The sequence below is a fragment of the Bacillus sp. FSL K6-3154 genome (assembly GCF_040869395.1).
In the GTDB taxonomy this organism is placed as follows: Bacteria; Bacillota; Bacilli; order Bacillales; family Bacillaceae; genus Bacillus; species Bacillus safensis.
The window spans coordinates 1,322,705-1,341,588 of record NZ_CP152033.1; the positions used below are offsets into that span (position 1 = coordinate 1,322,705).

18 protein-coding genes are annotated in these 18,884 nt (G+C 44.1%); 4 read left to right on the top strand and 14 right to left on the bottom strand.

Going from position 1 to position 18,884, the window contains the following annotated elements; translation table 11 throughout:
* Positions 1-34: 34 nt before the first annotated feature.
* The 5 genes from glpX to MHH61_RS07025 form a co-directional block, all read right to left on the bottom strand.
* Entirely contained in the window at positions 35-1,000 is a 966-nt protein-coding gene (gene glpX, locus MHH61_RS07005; RefSeq protein WP_012011567.1) for a class II fructose-bisphosphatase, read from the bottom strand.
* A gap of 32 nt (positions 1,001-1,032) precedes the next feature.
* Positions 1,033-2,322: a UDP-N-acetylglucosamine 1-carboxyvinyltransferase gene (locus MHH61_RS07010; RefSeq protein WP_024423746.1), complete on the bottom strand. Its 1,290-nt coding sequence runs from the start codon at positions 2,320-2,322 to the stop codon at positions 1,033-1,035.
* 247 nt (positions 2,323-2,569) lie between these two features.
* Positions 2,570-3,208: a fructose-6-phosphate aldolase gene (fsa, locus tag MHH61_RS07015; RefSeq protein ID WP_024426351.1), complete on the bottom strand. Its 639-nt coding sequence runs from the start codon at positions 3,206-3,208 to the stop codon at positions 2,570-2,572.
* A gap of 111 nt (positions 3,209-3,319) precedes the next feature.
* Positions 3,320-4,177 carry a class II fructose-bisphosphate aldolase gene (locus MHH61_RS07020; RefSeq protein ID WP_024423748.1) on the bottom strand — a complete coding sequence of 286 codons (858 nt, stop codon included), beginning with the start codon at positions 4,175-4,177 and terminating at the stop codon, positions 3,320-3,322.
* Between the two features lie 178 nt (positions 4,178-4,355).
* Positions 4,356-4,730, bottom strand: coding sequence for a response regulator (locus MHH61_RS07025; RefSeq protein ID WP_003214681.1), 375 nt, complete (start codon positions 4,728-4,730; stop codon positions 4,356-4,358).
* Between the two features lie 180 nt (positions 4,731-4,910).
* Here MHH61_RS07025 and MHH61_RS07030 point away from each other — a divergent pair, with 180 nt between their 5' ends.
* Entirely contained in the window at positions 4,911-5,441 is a 531-nt protein-coding gene (locus tag MHH61_RS07030) for a DUF2529 domain-containing protein (protein ID WP_056765558.1), read from the top strand.
* A gap of 40 nt (positions 5,442-5,481) precedes the next feature.
* On the opposite strand, the gene pyrG is transcribed toward MHH61_RS07030, so the two are convergent.
* From pyrG to MHH61_RS07070, 8 genes are all read right to left on the bottom strand, one after another.
* A complete protein-coding gene (gene pyrG, locus MHH61_RS07035; RefSeq protein WP_024423750.1) occupies positions 5,482-7,089 on the bottom strand; it encodes a glutamine hydrolyzing CTP synthase in 1,608 nt (535 codons plus the stop codon).
* 239 nt (positions 7,090-7,328) lie between these two features.
* Positions 7,329-7,868, bottom strand: a complete 540-nt coding sequence (gene rpoE, locus MHH61_RS07040; RefSeq protein ID WP_024423751.1) for a DNA-directed RNA polymerase subunit delta — start codon at positions 7,866-7,868, stop codon at positions 7,329-7,331.
* 216 nt (positions 7,869-8,084) lie between these two features.
* Positions 8,085-8,282: a hypothetical protein gene (locus MHH61_RS07045; protein ID WP_024423752.1), complete on the bottom strand. Its 198-nt coding sequence runs from the start codon at positions 8,280-8,282 to the stop codon at positions 8,085-8,087.
* Positions 8,283-8,428: 146 nt separating this feature from the next.
* Complete coding sequence (locus MHH61_RS07050; protein WP_125585855.1) at positions 8,429-9,571, bottom strand: acyl-CoA dehydrogenase; 1,143 nt, start codon at positions 9,569-9,571, stop codon at positions 8,429-8,431.
* A 16-nt stretch (positions 9,572-9,587) separates the two neighbouring features.
* Positions 9,588-10,700 (bottom strand): acyl-CoA dehydrogenase family protein, encoded by a 1,113-nt coding sequence (locus MHH61_RS07055; protein ID WP_125585853.1) that lies wholly within the window; start codon positions 10,698-10,700, stop codon positions 9,588-9,590.
* 11 nt (positions 10,701-10,711) lie between these two features.
* The gene (locus tag MHH61_RS07060) at positions 10,712-11,575 is read right to left on the bottom strand and encodes a 3-hydroxybutyryl-CoA dehydrogenase (protein ID WP_024426355.1); all 864 of its coding nucleotides are present in this window, start codon (positions 11,573-11,575) and stop codon (positions 10,712-10,714) included.
* Entirely contained in the window at positions 11,575-12,768 is a 1,194-nt protein-coding gene (locus MHH61_RS07065; RefSeq protein ID WP_087977767.1) for an acetyl-CoA C-acetyltransferase, read from the bottom strand. The genes MHH61_RS07060 and MHH61_RS07065 overlap by 1 nt, the downstream gene beginning before the upstream one ends.
* Positions 12,769-12,871: 103 nt before the next feature.
* Entirely contained in the window at positions 12,872-14,983 is a 2,112-nt protein-coding gene (locus tag MHH61_RS07070) for a heterodisulfide reductase-related iron-sulfur binding cluster (protein ID WP_125585851.1), read from the bottom strand.
* Between the two features lie 143 nt (positions 14,984-15,126).
* Here MHH61_RS07070 and cls point away from each other — a divergent pair, with 143 nt between their 5' ends.
* The 3 genes from cls to MHH61_RS07085 all read left to right on the top strand — a co-directional run bounded on the left by cls (position 15,127) and on the right by MHH61_RS07085 (position 17,626).
* Complete coding sequence (gene cls / locus MHH61_RS07075; protein ID WP_125585849.1) at positions 15,127-16,323, top strand: cardiolipin synthase; 1,197 nt, start codon at positions 15,127-15,129, stop codon at positions 16,321-16,323.
* 12 nt (positions 16,324-16,335) lie between these two features.
* On the top strand, positions 16,336-17,298 hold the full coding sequence (gene uvsE, locus MHH61_RS07080) for a UV DNA damage repair endonuclease UvsE (RefSeq protein ID WP_125585847.1): 963 nt from the start codon (positions 16,336-16,338) through the stop codon (positions 17,296-17,298).
* A gap of 73 nt (positions 17,299-17,371) precedes the next feature.
* Entirely contained in the window at positions 17,372-17,626 is a 255-nt protein-coding gene (locus tag MHH61_RS07085) for a hypothetical protein (protein ID WP_024423759.1), read from the top strand.
* Positions 17,627-17,855: 229 nt separating this feature from the next.
* On the opposite strand, the gene MHH61_RS07090 is transcribed toward MHH61_RS07085, so the two are convergent.
* A complete protein-coding gene (locus MHH61_RS07090; protein WP_025093867.1) occupies positions 17,856-18,854 on the bottom strand; it encodes a S66 peptidase family protein in 999 nt (332 codons plus the stop codon).
* Positions 18,855-18,884 lie beyond the last annotated feature (30 nt).

The following is an 18,884-nucleotide window of genomic DNA, read 5'->3' on the forward strand; positions in this document are numbered from 1 at the left end:
TATGAAAAGCGGGTAATGAATACCCGCTTTCAGATTACGGACGAATGACAAGATTCGGTTTTTTCTTTAAGCTGTGTCTGCCGTCTACGAAACGAACCGTACCTGATTTCGCACGCATGACAACACTATGTGTTGTTCCAACAGAGCCTTTGAATTGAACACCTTTAAGTAATTCTCCGTCCGTTACACCTGTCGCTGCAAAAATGGCGTCATCTCCTTTTACGAGATCTTCCATTCTGAGGACTTTCCCAACATCCAGTCCCATTTTCTCACAGCGTCTTAGTTCTTCTTCACTTTGAGGAAGAAGCTTACCATGAATTTCACCACCAAGTGCCTTTAACGCAACAGCAGAAAGGACACCCTCAGGCGCTCCACCTGAACCAAATAGAATATCAACACCTGTGTGATCAAATGCTGTATTAATGGCTCCTGCAACGTCACCATCGTCGATCAGTTTAATTCTTGCTCCTGCTTCTCTCAGTTCAGCAATAATTTTCTCATGTCGATCTCTGTTTAAAATCGTTGCAACCACATCTTCAATATCTTTGTTTTTTGCTTTTGCAACAGCGCGAAGATTATCAATGACAGGCGCTTCAATGTCGATGCAGCCTACCGCTTCTGGACCTACTGCGATCTTATCCATGTACATATCAGGTGCATTCAGCAGGTTGCCATGATCTGCAACTGCAATGACAGCTAAGGCATTCCAGCCGCCGCTTGCCACAATGTTTGTTCCTTCTAATGGATCAACAGCGACATCCACGCGAGGTCCATATCCGTTCCCAAGCTTTTCCCCAATATAAAGCATTGGTGCTTCGTCCATTTCTCCTTCGCCAATGACCACTGTTCCCTTCATCGGAATGGTGTCAAATACATCACGCATTGCACTTGTTGCAGCATCATCCGCTTCGTCTTTTAATCCTCTTCCCATCCAACGGGCAGATTTTAATGCAGCTGCTTCTGTCACCCGTACTAGTTCCATCGATAAACTTCTTTCCATTTTTGTCCAAATCTCCTCTCACAGTCAAAGCCTTATGAATTTTGAAGTTCTTCTATTTCTTGGTCATTCAGCTTTTCACGCCAGATGGTTGCACCCAAGCCTTCAAGCTTCTTCTCAAGCAAACTATATCCTCTGTCTATATGTTCAAGCCCTGTGATTTCGGTCACACCGTCTGCCATTAACCCTGCGACAACAAGACAAGCGCCTGCACGCAGATCACTTGCTTTGACCTTTGCTCCTTGGAGCTGTGTTTGTCCGGTAATAATAGCAGATCTTCCTTCGACCTTCATGTTTGCACCCATTCGACGCAATTCGTCAATGTGCTTAAAGCGGGCTGAGTAGATCGTATCTGTGACCACACTCGTGCCTTTTGCTTTTGTTAACAGCGCCGTCATCGGCTGCTGAAGGTCAGTCGGAAAGCCCGGATACACAAGGGTTTTGATATCGACAGGCTTGAGTCCTTCGTTTCTGCCAACGATCAGCATCTGATCGTTGCTCGTTTCAATGGTGAACCCCATTTCTCTAAGTTTCGCCGTAATTGATTCTAAATGAGTTGGGATCACATTATCAAGTACAACTTCATCTCCCATCGCTGCACCAGCTATTAAAAATGTTCCTGCTTCGATGCGGTCAGGGATGATTGAATGCTTACAGCCATGAAGAGATTCTACACCTTCGATTCGAATGACATCGGTACCCGCACCTTTGATTTTGGCTCCCATGCTTGCAAGCAGTGTCGCTACATCAATAATTTCGGGTTCCTTTGCAGCATTTTCAATCACGGTTTTTCCTTCAGCCAGTACGGCTGCCAGCATGATGTTGATCGTCGCACCTACACTGACAACATCAAGATAAATCCGGGCTCCGACTAATTTTTCAGCGCGCAAATAAATCGCACCCTGCTCGTTTGTCACCTCGGCTCCAAGTGCTTCAAAGCCTTTGATATGCTGATCGATCGGCCTAGGTCCTAAGTGGCATCCTCCTGGCAGTCCGATGACAGCCTGCTTAAATCTGCCCAGCATGGCGCCCATTAAATAATAGGATGCACGCAGTTTCTTCACTTTTCCATTAGGAAGCGGCATACTGATCATGGAAACAGGATTCACAACCATTTCACCTTTTTCAAAAGTGACCTTTCCGCCAATTTCTTCTAACAGATCTCGCAATGTGTCGATATCTGATATATGCGGAAGGCCTTCAATGGTTACTGGAGAATCAGCAAGAATCGTGGCAGGAATCAGTGCCACAGCACTATTTTTCGCACCACTAATATGTACGGTCCCGCGCAAGGGATCACCGCCGGCAATGTTTAACTTTTCCATATTTGTCTCCCTTCTTAAAGAAGATCACTGTTGGAGTTATACTGTTTGTGGATGTCGCGCTTTAAAAGGTCTTGTCCAAAATTTAGCCAATATCAAGAGAAAGAATACAGGTTAAACGAAATTTGTCGGAAGAAAAATAATCGAAGCTTTGCGAGGCTGTGATGTTCTCTTCTTTGCACAAAACATTTCTTAGCGTTTATAAGGAAAACTGCGGCAAACGAGAGACGATCCCGCCTGCCACAATCATTTATTTATTCCAGTCTGCTAAAAATTGCTCAATGCCTGCATCCGTTAATGGGTGTTTCGTCAGCTGCTTGATGACTTTCAGCGGCATTGTGCCGATATGAGCACCTCTAAGCGCAGCTTCTGTCACATGCTGCGGATGACGAATAGATGCAGCAATGATTTGTGTATCTAATCCATGAACATCAAAAATAGTTTTCACTTCGCTGATGAGATCAAGACCATTTTGGCCAATGTCATCTAAGCGGCCAAGGAATGGAGAAACATACGTCGCACCAGCTCTAGCTGCTAGAAGTGCCTGGTTTGCACTAAAAATCAATGTGACGTTTGTTTTAATTCCAAGGTCTGTTAATGCTTTGACAGCTTTAAGGCCATCTGTAGTCATTGGAATTTTGACCGTGATATTCGGTGCGATGGCAGCTAGCTCTTTTCCTTCTTCAATCATTTCCTCTGCTTTTAAGGAAATCACTTCTGCACTGACAGAACCTGATACCACGTCAGTGATTTCGCGAAGGCGGTCGTGGAATGAGACGTCCTTTTCTTTCGCTACTAAACTAGGGTTTGTTGTGACGCCTGCTAAAATGCCAAGCTCGTGCGCCTCTTTGATGTCTTCAATATTCGCTGTATCTACGAAAAATAACATAACTGTGCCACTCTCCTATCAATAAATTGTCTGAAATGTAAATTTGATTGCGCTTTCTCAAGATATGGAGAAAACCGCCTGTGACTCAGGCGGCTTTCGGTTCTCATCAAATTATGCTTGGTTAGAAGAACCAAATTCGCGCATTTTGCCGATAACAGTCGCTTTAATTGCGTCACGAGCTGGTCCAAGATATTTACGTGGATCATACTCTTCTGTTTTTGCAGCAAGTGTTTCGCGTACTGCTTTCGCAGAAGCAATTTGGTTTTCAGTGTTTACATTGATTTTTGCTGTACCAAGTGAAATTGCACGCTTGATGTCAGCAGTTGGGATACCTGTTCCGCCGTGAAGAACAAGTGGAAGACCAGTTGTTTTACCAATTTCTTCCATTTCAGCGAAACCAAGGTTTGGTTCACCTTTGTATGGACCATGTACTGAACCTAATGCAGGTGCAAGGCAGTCAATACCAGTGCGTTCTACAAGCTCTTGGCACTCTTTTGGATCAGCATAAATAACGCCTTCAGCGATGACGTCATCTTCTTGCCCACCAACAGTTCCAAGTTCAGCTTCTACAGACACACCATGGAAATGTGCAAGTTCAACGACTTTCGCAGTTGTTTCCACATTCTCATCGAATGGATGGTGAGAAGCATCGATCATGACAGAAGTAAATCCTGCATGAATCGCTTTTGCACAAGATTCAAAGCTTGAACCGTGATCTAAATGAATCGCAACAGGAACTGTTACATTATATTCTTCGATTAACGCTTTAACCATTGCGACAACTGTTTTGAAGCCGCCCATGTAGCGTCCTGCTCCTTCAGATACTCCTAAGATAACAGGAGATTTCTCTTCTTCAGCAGCTTGTAAAATCGCTTGCGTGAATTCTAAGTTATTTAAGTTAAACTGTCCAACAGCGTAACCTTTTTCCTTTGCGTCTTTCAACATTTCTGTCATTGAAACTAAAGGCATGATGAAAAATCCTCCCTATGTAGCTAATTTGCTTGCTAAAAAAAGCTCTCCACCCTAGCATGACCAGAATTTCTCGCCATATGTAAACTTTCAAAGTCAGATCGCTTTCTTCTTCTTTTCTAGAATACCAATTATTCGACAAATCGGCAACAGAATGACTCGATTCAATCATTTCCATCTAGCCATTTGTTTCAAGCGGCAGGTATTCTTTAACAGCATCTCGGATTTCATCAATATCAAAAGGCTTAGCGAAGTGCGTCAATGCACCGAGTTCTTTGGACTCTTGGATCATATCTAATTCTCCATAGGCTGTCATAATGATGACACGAATGTCTTCATCAATTAATTTCATTCGTTTTAAAATTTCGATACCATCCATTCCGGGAATTTTCATATCAAGCAGGACAAGGTTCGGTCTATGGTTTTTCACAATATCTAATGCCTGAAGTCCATTGGCAGCTTGAAAGGTTTGATAGCCTTCTTTATGAAACACTTCATTCAATAATATTCTAATACCGTACTGATCATCGACAATTAAAATTTTCTCATTCATCTGTTACACCCCATTGCTTTCATTTTTCGCCATAAAAAGAGCTGTTGTTAAATAATTCTGTTTGATTTTCACATTTCCTTTAATTATAATAGTTTACTTTACGACATTTTCTGAGCATTTTTCCTAATATTCTCTTTATATTCTATTATAAAATGATCTGACCGAAGGAGGAAATGAGTCTTGTTAAAAATTTTTACGACCCAGTTATCAGGTATTTTTTCACGTATTGGAGAAAAGCAGGCTGAAGCGATTGAGGACGGTGCACGCCTTCTTGCACAGGCTGTGGTCAGTGGACATGCCGTTTATTTTCACGGAAAGAATGAACTGGCTGCTGTCGCCCTAGAGGCATCTGAAAGCAAGGAGCCATTTCCCGGTGCGAAGGTACTGCCGCTCGATCAAAAGGAGCGCAGCTTACTTCATCCAAGTGACAGGGTGCTGCTATTTTATTCAGACCCAGAAGATCCAGAAATTCAATCTCTTGTCAAAGAACTGCATGAACAAGGGACGCCCGTTGTTGGTGTAGGACCGGCACAAAAGGAGCCGTCCACGATTGAAGAGTATTGTGATGTCCACATTGATTTCCAGCTCAAGAAACCGCTTGTGCCCGCTGAAGATGGGACAAGGTTTGGTTATCCTGCTTTAATGACCTGCTTATACGTCTACCACGCTCTATCGTTTACTGTGAAGGAAATAGTTGAGGAATATGAATAAAAAAACTGCCGAGAAGTGATATTCTCGGCAGTTTTTTGTTTTATTTTGATTCAGATGCTTGAAGTGAAGCACCAACGAAATCTCTAAATAACGGCTGTGGTCTTGTCGGTCTTGAAACAAATTCTGGGTGGAACTGAGAAGCAAGGAACCAAGGGTGATCCTTCAGCTCAATAATTTCAACAAGACGTCCGTCTGGACTTGTACCTGAGAAGACAAAGCCTGCTGCTTCCATTTGCTGTCTGTATTCGTTATTAAACTCATAGCGATGACGGTGGCGTTCGTAGACCACTTCGTCATTGTATGCAGCAAATGCTTTTGAGTCTTCATTTAATTTACAAGGGTATAGACCGAGACGAAGTGTTCCGCCTAGATCATCTACATCCTTCTGTTCTGGAAGAAGGTCAATGATTGGGAATGCTGTTTCAGGATCAATTTCCGCTGAATGAGCTCCCTCAAGGCCTAATACGTTTCTCGCGTATTCGATAGAGGCCACTTGCATTCCTAAGCAGATTCCGAAGAATGGCACTTTGTTTTCACGGGCATATTGTGTAGCAATGATTTTGCCTTCTACTCCGCGGTCTCCGAAGCCTCCAGGAACAATAATACCGTCAACATCTTGTACGAAATCAGCGATATTCTCTGCTGTCACTTCTTCTGCATTGATCCACTTAATTTGAACATCTGCATCAAACGCATAACCAGCATGACGAAGTGATTCAACGACTGAAATATAAGCATCTTGCAGCTCAACATACTTCCCTACAAGACCAATTGTGACTTGTTTCGAAAGGTTTTGCACTTTATCAACAAGCGCTGTCCACTCCGTCATGTCCGCATCTTGGCAGTCAAGTTTCATATGTTCACATACAAGCTTGTCCAGCCCTTGTTTTTGTAAATCAAGCGGAATGGAGTATAGCGTGTCCGCATCCTGACATTCGATAACAGCTTTTGTATCAATATCACAAAATAGCGCAATTTTGTCCTTCATATCTTGCGTCATTGGCATTTCCGTTCTGACCACGATGACGTTTGGCTGAATACCAAGACTGCGAAGTTCTTTTACACTATGCTGTGTTGGTTTTGTTTTCAATTCACCCGCTGCACGGATGTAAGGAACAAGGGTACAATGAATGTACATCACGTTTTCACGGCCGATGTCACTCTTCATTTGACGAATGGCTTCAAGGAATGGAAGGGATTCGATATCTCCTACTGTTCCGCCGATTTCTGTAATGACCACATCTGCACCCGTTTCTTTTCCGGCACGGTACACGCGGTCTTTGATTTCATTTGTAATGTGGGGAATGACCTGTACTGTTCCACCTAAGTAATCACCGCGGCGCTCTTTCTTCAGAACAGTAGAGTAGATTTTACCAGTTGTGACGTTGCTGTACTTGTTTAAGTTAATATCAATGAAACGCTCGTAGTGACCTAAGTCAAGGTCTGTTTCAGCACCATCATCTGTGACAAAAACCTCACCGTGCTGGTATGGACTCATTGTCCCTGGGTCTACGTTGATGTATGGATCGAATTTTTGAATGGTAACATCCATCCCTCTATTTTTCAGAAGGCGGCCTAACGATGCAGCCGTGATTCCTTTTCCAAGTGAGGAAACAACTCCTCCTGTTACAAAAATATACTTTGTCATTTCGTATGCTCCTCTCTTTTTTACCCTTGCATGTCTACACATGCACAGCTTCATCCTTTTTAGAGTGTATCCCTAAATCTCTTGAAAAATAAGAAAGCTCCCTTTCAAATAAATGAAAGGGAGCGTAAATGAACGTATCTTTACGTACTCTTTTTTAGAGAGCCCAAAATACATACTACATAGTTCGCTCTCGAAAGTCAAGACGGTTTTGTCCTGTTTTGAAGACCGGTTTGAGAGGGTTATTTGTCTTCCTCATCATCGTCTAAATCGTCTTCATCAATCTCCGTTAAGCCGTCATCATCTTCATCATCATCTTCGTCGAAGTCTTCAAGATCTTCTTCAATTTCTTCATCATCGTCTAGGTCGAGATCATCGTCGTCTTCAACAAGATCAAGATCTTCTTCAAGCTCGTCGATTTCTTCTTCCTCTTCGATCTCATCGAAGTCATCTTCAACGACAGCTGCTTTTGATTTTTTCTTTTTCGCTTTTGTTTTCACAGCTGGCTGAACTTCTTCTTCGATTTGATCAACTGGATACCAGCTGCGAAGTCCCCATCTCTGATCACCTAACGAAATAAAGCGGCCATCTATATTTAAGTCTGTATAAAATTGAGCAAGTCGATCATCTAGATCGGATTTTTGTATTCCTTGCAAACGGACAATTTCATCTATTAACTCGGAAAACGTAATTGGTGTTTTACTGTCTCTGAAAATTTCATAAGCAAGTTCAACTAAAGACATTTGTTTGAGCTGTTCCTGTGAGTATTCTTTCAAACTCAAGGTCAGACACTCCCTTTCTATTACATGTATGTATCCATTTATCAGTGAAATAATAAGTACTTATACCTTATTCTTACGACAAACCATACCTCTCATTATAAACAAATTAGGGGAGTTTATGCCACCTTTATTGATGTTAATTTTTGATTTTTCTCACGGGGAGCACCTAGAGTGTGTACGGTATGCTTTTTGTCGTTCAGTTTTTTCTCGTCTGTTTTAAAATGGGATGTTCTGAATGAGTGAGACAACGACAGGAATCGTGAATAACATTCCAGCAGACATGAGTACGATTAGTTTTCTGCGGCTGTTTTCTTTTTCTTCCTGCTTTTTTGGAGATTTGGAAAGCTCCGCGGACACCATGATCCAGATCACCATCGTGACGATTGCCAAAATGCCCATAATTGTTGAGTTCATCATCATAACCTCCATATTGATATTTTCCCTAATTTTAACATAATACGATGATGATATGGATGAACATTGACAATGCGCTTACATTTGAAAACTGCATGACGAACAAAAACAGACCACCTCACGTTCAGGCGGTCTTTGCTTGTTTTCTACATATCTAGCAGTTTCCTTGAGATGACCAGACGCTGGATTTCCTGAGTTCCTTCATAAATTTGAGTGATTTTCGCATCACGCATGTATCGTTCGACTGGGTAATCCTTTGTGTAGCCGTACCCGCCGAAGATTTGAACCGCTTCTGTCGTCACCTTCATCGCTGTATCACCGGCAAAGAGCTTGGACATGGCAGATTCCTTCCCATACGGAAGACCTTTCGTTTCGAGCCATGCCGCCTGATAAGTAAGCAGCCTTGATGCTTCAATCGCTGTTGCCATATCAGCCAGCTTAAAGGCGATCCCTTGCTGCTGAATGATTGGTTTGCCAAATTGTTTACGCTCCTTGGCATAATCAACCGCCGCATCAAGAGCGCCTTGCGCAATCCCAACCGCCTGTGCAGCAATGCCGTTTCTGCCGCCATCGAGTGTCATCATGGCTATTTTGAACCCTTCTCCTTCTTGACCGAGCCGGTTCCTTTCATGAATTCGGCAATCTTCAAATCGAATTTCAGTTGTTGGCGAAGAACGTATGCCCAGTTTGCTTTCCTTTTTGCCAACGGAAAAACCAGGTGTCTCTTTTTCTACAATAAAAGCAGTTGTATTTCGAGATGAAGCTTCTTGGTCTGTTACGGCAAACACAATATAATAATCTGCAATGCCTCCATTTGTAATAAAGATTTTCGCCCCGTTCAGGACATATTCACTGCCTGCCTTGACGGCCGTTGTCTTCATTCCGCCAGCATCTGAACCAGAACCGCTCTCAGTAAGTGCGTATGCTCCCATCTTCTGCCCTTCTGCAAGCGGTTTTAAGTAGGTCTCTTTTTGTTCCTTTGTTCCGAATGTATAGATTGGCCATGAAGCAAGAGATGTATGAGCGGACAGGGTGACACCTGTAGAGGCGCACACTCTTGAAAGCTCCTCAACTGTTATGACGTAGGCTAAATAGTCACTGCCAATTCCGCCCACGTCTTCCGGCCAAGGGATACCCGTTAAACCGAGCTCCGCCATTTTGCGAAAAATAGATGGATCATATGTCTCTGTGTCGTCTCGCTTTGCTGCTGTTGGCTCCACTTCATTTTTCGCAAAGTCTCTCACCATTTTTTGAATCATTTCATGTTCATCACTTAATTGGAACTGCATCGTGAGCCACCTCGTTTCATATTAGCTGTTTACAGATGACCAGCCTTTGAATTTCACTTGTTCCTTCATAGATTTCACAAATTTTCGCATCACGAAAGTAACGTTCTGCTTGATAGCGATTCGTATAACCATCCATGCCTAGCAAATGGATCGCTTCTGTACTGATCTCTACCGCCGTTTTTGAAGCAAATAGCTTTGCCATTGATGCTTCCTTTGTGACCGGTCGATTTGCCTCTTTGAAAGAAGCCGCTTGATAGACGAGTAGTTTGGCTGCCTCAAGCTTCGCCGCCAAATCGCCCAGCCGAATGGTCGTTTCAAGACCTGCTGGATGCTTCTTTAAATAGGTCACTGCCTCGGTTAAAGCGGCTTCTGCAATGCCAAGGCTTTGAGCCGCAATTCCGATTCTCCCTGCATTTAGGCTGGACATGGCAATTTGAAAGCCCTCTCCTTCTGCACCGAGCAGCTGATCTTTTGGAATCCGCACGCCATCAAAATGAAGCGTGACTGTTTTTGAACCGTGCAGTCCCATCTTTTTCTCATCTTTTCCAATCGTAAATCCCGGCGTATCTTTCTCGACAATGAACGCCGATATATTTTTTCTCTCAGAAGCGGGATCGGTCACCGCAAAGACAAGATACAGTTCTGCTTCTCCGCCGCTTGTGATAAAGATTTTCGTCCCATTTAATACATAATCGCCGCCCATCCGCTCTGCTCTTAACTGAATACTGGAGGCATCTGATCCAGCCTTTGGTTCAGTCAAACAAAAGGCGCCCAGCTTCTTCCCGGATGCAAGCGGCGGCACATAAGTTTCTTTTTGTTCCTTCGTTCCAAAAGTCAAAATAGGCATCGTCACAACAGATGTATGAACGGACACAATGACACCGATGGTCGCACTCACTTTCGATAATTCATGGATTGCAATGATATACGTTGTAAAATCTGCTCCTAAGCCTTGATACGAAGCTGGTATTGGAATTCCTAGATAGCCTTTCCGCCCCATTTCACTTAAAAGGGTGTTTGGAAACCGGCCTTGTTCCATGGCTTCTACTTCAGGGAATATACGCTGGCGTGCAAATTCTGCTGTCTGTTCTCTCCAGAGACGCTGTTTATCCGTAAGCAAAACATCCATCTTGACTCCCCCTATGAGTGGTCGTGGTATGTGTAAAAACCTCTCTTTGTCTTTTTGCCCAGCCAGCCTGCATTCACGTATTTTTTCAAAAGAGGACAAGGCCGATATTTGCTGTCTCCAAGTCCCTCGTGAAGGGTATTCATAATAAATAAACATGTATCCAGTCCGATGAAATCAGCTAGACGAAGCGGCCCCATTGGATGATTCATCCCAAGTGTCATCACGTCATCAATGCTTTCTGCATCTGCTACGCCTTCATACAGGGTGTAAATGGCTTCATTGATCATTGGCATCAATATGCGATTTGATACAAACCCCGGGAAGTCTTCCACTTCAATTGGGGTTTTGTTTAATGTCTTCGCTGTTTCATAAACAACTTGATATGTGTCATCACTCGTTTGCAGTGCTCGAATGACTTCAACCAGTTTCATGACAGGAACCGGATTCATAAAATGCATGCCAATCACTTTCTCCGGTCTGCTCGTCACAGCTGCTAATTCTGTGATCGACAAGGAAGACGTGTTTGTCGCAAATATGGCCTCCGCCTCTGCAAATTGATCAAGTGTTTCAAAGATTTGTTTTTTCACACTCATTTGTTCTGATACGGCTTCTATGACTAAATGAGCCTGTTGCATGTCTTTTAAATCTGTGGAAACGGCAAGCCGCTGCGTAATATCTCGGACTGCCTGATGTGCCAGCTTTCCTTTTTCTGCCCGCTTCGTCAGTTGTTTGGTCATGGAGGAAATCGCTCGATGAATCTGCTTTTCTGATACATCATGGAGCAGGACTGTATAGCCTGACTGAGCAAACACTTGGGCAATGCCTGATCCCATTTGACCAGCCCCAACGACCATAACGGTCTCTTCTATACTCATCAATAAACGCCTCCCTTTTCATCTACCTTTATCATGATGGCGTCTCCTTGACCGCCTCCGCTGCAAATCGCCGCAATGCCAAGGCCTCCGCCTCTTTGTCTTAATGCATGAATCAATGTCAATATGACGCGTGTTCCGCTTGCCCCAATCGGATGACCGAGTGCGACAGCCCCCCCGTTGATATTCATTTTCCGCCGGTCGATCCCGGTTATTTTTTCACATGCCAAAGCCACAGCTGAAAAGGCCTCATTGATTTCAAACAAATCAATATCCTCTAGGCGCTTTCCTGTTTTCTTTAAAAGCTTCTCGATAGCAAAGGCTGGTGTTTTCGGAAAATCCTTCGCCTCTACAGCAACCTGAGCATGACCGAGAACGACTGCCATTGGCTTTACGTCATGCCGTGCAGCATACGTGTCTTTCATTAAAAGGAGCGCACTTGCACCATCATTGACACCTGGTGCATTTCCAGCGGTGATGGTCCCCTTCTGATCAAAAACAGGCATGAGCTTAGACAGCCGTTCATATGACGTATCACGCCGCGGAGACTCATCTTCTGTGATCAGCCGTTCTCCCGTTTTTATTTTGACGGTGACGGGGGTGATTTCATGTTGAAAAAAGCCGTTTTTTTGCGCTTCGATGGCCCGTTCATGACTTCTGAGTGCCCACAGATCCTGCTCTTCGCGCGTGATGCCGAGCTCCTTTGCAGCCATACTTCCATACTCACCCATATGAACGCCTGTAAACGAACAGGTTAACCCATCTAAAATCATCGCATCTTGTACTGCACCATCTCCCATTTTGTAGCCCCATCGCGCTTTTTTTAGCAGATAAGGAGCGTGAGACATAGATTCCATACCGCCCGCTGCGATGACCTCAGCATCTCCGGCTCGAATGATTTGATCTGCTGCAGTCACACTGCGCATTCCGGATGCACAGACTTTATTGATGGTTTGTGTTGGAACAGACCAAGGAAGATCAGCATATCTTGCTGCTTGCCTTGAAGGAATCTGCCCTTGCCCTCCTTGTAACACACATCCCATGATGACCTCATCTATTTCATGAGAACCCGAAACTCTTTCCAGTGCAGCCTTGATCGCTATACCGCCTAGTTCTGCGGCAGTCAAACCACTGAGAGCACCGCCTAGTTTTCCAAATGGTGTTCTTGCTCCAGATACAATGACCGTCGTACTCATATATGCCCCTCCCCGTTTGTTACCGCTTACATATCATTTAGGCAGCTGATGAAACAGCGCCATGGATAAGCCGATGAACATCCTATTCATCGGCCTGTCATGTTTACGACACCTGCTTTCCAGGCTCACCAAACACTGATTTTTCAAGAAGTTCGGCGACATCAAATGTGCCTACCTGCTCCTCTACTTCCTTCGCCTTCGTCCCATCTCCCAGCATCGTTAAGCAATAAGGACACCCTGAGCTGATGATGGACGGCTGTACCTGTAACGCCTGCTCCGTTCGTGCAGTGTTAATCCGGGTACCCGTCTCTTCTTCCATCCACATTAAGCCCCCGCCTGCTCCGCAGCACATACCAGTTTCACGATTGCGCTCCATTTCTTTCAGCGTCACACCAGGAATGGCTTTTAAAATGTCTCTTGGCGGGTCGTACACTTCGTTATATCTGCCTAGGTAGCAAGAGTCGTGGAAGGTAATCACTTCGTTTACTTCATGTACAGGTGTTATTTTCCCTTCTTTCACTAACTCTGCCAGTAATTCTGTATGATGGTACACTTCTGCCTCAAGTCCGAAGTCTGGATATTCATTTTTAAATAAGTTGTAGGCGTGCGGATCAATCGTGACGATCTTTGTGACGCCGTTTTTCTGGAATTCTTCAATGTTTTTTGCAGCAAGCTCTTGGAATAAAAATTCGTTTCCGAGTCTTCTTGGTGTATCACCTGAGTTCTTCTCTTTATTGCCTAGGATCGCAAAGGAGACCCCCGCTTCATTGAGTAGCTTCGCAAAGGCAAGCGCAATCTTTTGGCTTCGATTGTCATAAGCCCCCATTGAACCTACCCAGAATAAATAATCAAAGGTTTGCTCTGCTTTTTTCAGCTCTTTCACTGTCGGCACATGCACATCTTCTCTCAGTTCACGCCAATTTTCTCTTTCTTTCCGGTTTAATCCCCACGGATTCCCTTGGCGCTCAATGCTTGTCATGGCACGCTGTGCATCTGCGTCCATTTTTCCTTCGGTCAGCACAAGATATCTGCGCATATCAATAATCTTATCAACGTGTTCATTCATGACAGGGCATTGGTCTTCACAATTTCGGCACGTCGTACATGCCCAGATTTCTTCTTCTGTAATGACCTCTCCAATAAGAGAAGGATGATATATCGAGCTGACAGCCGACTCTTCCGCACCTGCTCCTCTCGCCTGCAGTGCCAACTGGTTTCCTGTTGTCTGCTTGAAGGCAAGCTGCGGGACCCAAGGTGTCTTTGATGTAATAGCGGCCCCTTTATTGGTTAAATGATCTCTTAACCTTAATATCAAATCCATCGGAGACAGCATCTTCCCTGTCCCTGTTGCCGGGCACATATTCGTGCAGCGCCCGCATTCCACACAAGCGTAAAGATCGATGAGCTGAGACTGACGGAAGTCTTCAATCTTCCCCACACCGAAGGTCTCTTGTGTCTCATCTTCAAAATCGATTTTTTGCAGCTTGCCTGGCGGGTCTAATCTGCTGACAAATACGTTCACAGGCCCTGCAATCAGATGGGCGTGCTTTGACTGCGGAACATATACTAAGAAGGTCAGCAAAATAAGAAGATGCACCCACCATGCGGCATAAAAAACAATCGCAGCCGCAAGAGGTGAAATTCCGCCCAGCAAGAAAGCAATACCAGAAGCGATTGGCTCAGTTGGTGATAGAGAGTGTCCATGCCAGATGATGTTCATGCCGTTCCCAAGTAAGACTGTCAGCATTAAGCCGCCAATAAATAAGAGCACTAGACCCGATTTGAAGCCTCGTTTTAAACGGACAAGCTTCTCCACGTATCTTCTATGGAACGCCCATACAACGGCCACTAAAATGAGAAGTGTGACAATCTCTTGGAAAAACGTAAAGACGCCGTACACCGGACCTAAAGGAAGCCCGCTGTCTGGAATAAGCCCCTTCAAAATAAAATCAAGGGCTCCGAACTGTACAAGGATAAATCCGTAGAAAAACAGCACGTGAATGATGCCGCTCTTCTTGTCCTTTAACAGCTTCTTTTGCCCAAATACATTGACCCAAACACGCTCTAAGCGTTTCTTCATGTCTTGTTGAAACTCTTCTTTTTTACCAAGACGAATATAAGCCGCTCGTGTTCGAATGAGATAAACAAACAAATACACTGCGTAAGCGGTCACCGCCGCAAATGCGATCAAGTTGATGATTAAAAGGCTATTCATCTTGCTCCCCCTTTCATTCCCCAAAACCCTCTTTGTTCCGTTTCCATGTTGTACCTCTATCATAAATAATGAATGAGTATTCAGTCAATATTTTTTACACGTTTGGGTACACTATTGAAATATGCAAAAAAGGAGGAAGTTTCATGATCGCATTGATCATCCTACTCGTACTCATTGCCATCGTTTTGCTCGTGATGTTAGACCTTTATATGGGGAGAAAATATTTTTCTACTCACGCATTTGAACGGTCTTTTGACCAAACAAGCGGCGATGCTGCCTTTTATCATGATGGCGAACCATTTTTCGATCAGCTGCTTACCGATATACAGCAGGCCTCTTCTTCTATTCATATGATGTTCTTTATTGTAAAGAACGACAAGATTGGTCAAAGGGTCTTACAAGCATTGAAAGCCAAAGCGGAGCAAGGAGTTTCCGTCTTTTTGCTGACCGACCGATTAGGCTCCTATCCGTTTGATCAAAAGGCGATTGACATGCTAGAAAGAAGCGGCATTCAATTTTACTTTTTAAATAAGCCTCGTTTTCCTTTTTTGATTTACCGTCTAAACATGAGAAATCACCGTAAAATAACGGTGATTGATGGGAAAATTGGCTATATTGGCGGATTTAATATAGGTGATGAATATGTCGGGAAGAAAGGCCGATTTGGTATTTGGAAGGATTATCATTTGCGGATGACTGGACAGGTTGTCGCAGATCTCCAGCATGTGTTTCTGAATGATTTGTACCGTTCGTCTGGCATTCATCAGCTGCAATATGAGGTTTTCCCTGCATTGGAACCGGGAACATTACAATGCACAACACGCGCGACTGCTGGCTTTTCTTTAGAAGCTTTATTTCTCCAAGATATTCAGCAGGCGAGGAAACAGATCATCATCTGTACGCCTTATTTTATTCCATCAGCCCCTCTTCTGAAGGCGCTGCTTGATGCACGAAAGCGGGGCGTCACAGTTGAAATTATCATTCCAATGAAAGCGGATCATCCACTTGTCAAAGAGGCTGGCTTTCATTATTTGAAGGACCTCATTGCCTCTGGATGTCTTGTTTATCGTTTTTATAAAGGGTTTTATCATTCTAAAGCCATTTTGATTGATCACAGCCGCTGTATGATTAGTACCGCGAATTTTGATAAACGCAGCTTGTTTTTAAACGAAGAAGTAGATGTAGCCATTGATGATCCTGCTTTTACTGTACACTTAGAAGAAAAGATTCGGGAGCATATGGAGGTTTCTGAGATCCTGACAGAAGAAACATTGTCAAAGCGTCCGCTTTTCACTCGGCCGCTTGAGTGGGTTGCCGCCATGTTCTCGTATTTTTTATAAAGGAGATGACCTATGCGTTATCGATTTGGTTATGTATCCAATGCCGTCACCTTGTGGGAAGCTTCTCCTGCCAAGTTGCTGACCTTTGCAAGATACAGCAAGCTCGCTAAGGGAGAAAGAAAAGAGGCTTTATTGCGAACAACGAAGGCCAATCTCGTGAATACATTAAGAACGCTTTATTTCGCCATTGCTCATGATATCCCGCTTTACCGTTTTTCAAGCTCGATCGTCCCGCTCGCGACCCATCCAGAGGTGCGCTGGGACTTTGTGACACCTTTTCACAAAGAATTTCTTGAGATCGGCAAGCTGGTGAAACGGCACGGCTTACGGGTCAGTTTTCACCCCAATCAATTCACCTTGTTTACTAGCCCCAAACCTTCCATTACAGAAAATGCCGTCATCGATATGACGTACCATTATCAGATGCTTGAGGCGATGAAGCTCGATAAGGAAGGCTACATGAACATTCATGTAGGCGGGGCGTACGGCGATAAAGAATCGGCTCTTCAACGCTTTGATGAAAATATCAAACAGCTTCCAGCTCATATCAAAGCGAGAATGACACTTGAGAACGATGACAAAACATATACGTCGCTCGAAACGCTTGGTGTATGTGAAAAGCATGACATTCCGTTTGTTTTTGATTACCATCATCACGTGGCAAATAAAGATGACGATGCCGCACTCGATGACATCCTGCCAAGAATGTTCGACACGTGGACAAACACTGGGATTCCGCCCAAAATCCATTTTTCTTCACCAAAATCAGAAAAAGCTATACGCAGTCATGCAGATGGAGTAGATATGAATTTTGTCTTACCGCTTTTTCAAGCATTAAAACCGTATGGCCGGGATGTAGATTTCATGATTGAAGCAAAATTAAAGGATCAGGCTCTGCTCCGTCTAGTCGAAGAGCTGTCTGCGATAAGGGGCAATCGGCGGACGGGCGGAGGAACCATTGAGTGGAAATCATAAAGAAAGGTTTACCTTTGTGCAAATGGGGGTAACAAAGCTATTGTGAGAAAGTAATTAACAGGAGGATATGAAGATGTCTCAAATCTATTCAATCCGAATCGCTGCGAAAGCGTTGAATTTACATAAGCTTATTTCTCTTTATGAAAAGTGCCAGCAGGCTCAGCATCGTATATATGTGTATTCTAAAAAAACAATGTGCAGCATTAAGAACATCGTAGAGCTTGAAACCTTCAGGCTCACTCATTTAGAGTCTGACTACTTAATTGTCGTAGAGGGGAAAAAAGCGCAAGATCTCCTTCAGCCGTTTGAAAAAGAGACGGTTTCATAAAGAAGAGCAGCCTCAGCCTGCTCTTTCAGATTGGTTGACAAATGGCTAAAATGATGTTGATTTTAGCCATTTGTCTTCTTTTCAGCGTGATAGAAAACCTTTGCAGCCTAGGAAGGACGAGTACCGGCGCGGAGCGAATTTGACATTCGTGAGCACCGGCACGCAGGCCTGACACCGAATGCGAGGATTTGTCTACATGCTGGGAGAGCAGCCGCGGGCTGCTCTTTTGCTATATCCACTCTTTTGTTAACCAAACTTGTTTGGAGGATGCATCCATTTTCACTTGTGCCCCGATTGGCATCGTAAGCATTGGGTGCGTATGGGCACAGTCAAAATCAGCGATGAGTGGTCTTTTTGTCTCTCCGAGCACCTCAAGTAAAATCTCGTAAGGTTCTTTGCCCGTTCCTTCATCATCAAACAGCTCATGTTTTCCTAAAAGAATCCCTGATACCCGTTCAAACACTCCATTTACTTTCAATAAAGAGAAGTTCTTTTCTACAACCGACGCGGTTTTCATACAATCTTCAATGAGAAGGATGTCTCCGTTTTTCACCGCTGGCATGAATTCACTTCCCCATATGCCGTACATCGCATTCAAGTTTCCGCCGATCAATCTGCCTTCTGCCTGTCCCTCTATGGCGCACAGCCAATCATTCGGACGCTGTTTTTTGTCACGCGTCTTTTCTTCCCAATTGATTCGTTCATCTGTCCAAAAAGGCGGTTTTTCAATCTGATAAGGAATGGTTTGTTGGGACATCAGGATGTCCTCAAATGACTGATATGTATTATTAACAAACGGTTCAAACTCGCCAAAAGAAGGAACAAGCGCAGGCCCGTAGAAAACAGGCAGTCCCGTTTTTTCGTACGCCGCTAGTAGAATCGCTGTCGCATCTGAATAACCGATCATGATTTTCGGATGTTGTTTCAGCAGGTCAAAATCAAGATAAGGCAGCAAACTATTTGAATTCGTCCCGCCAATCATTGACATGATGCACGCCAAGTCCTCTCTAGCCATCAGCTCATTCAGCTCATCTGCTCGTTCTTGAATTGTACCTGAACGGTAGTAATCCTCTTTCCCTGTTAATGATCCTGGAACCACAATGAATCCTTTTTGCTCAAGCCACTTCTTCGCCCGCTCATACCTAAGAGGCGAGGTTGCTGATGCAGGACTAGAAGGTGAAAATATACCGATCTTATCGCCCTTTTGTAATCGCCGAAGCCCCTTCATTCCATCAGATCCTTCCTACACGCATTTTTT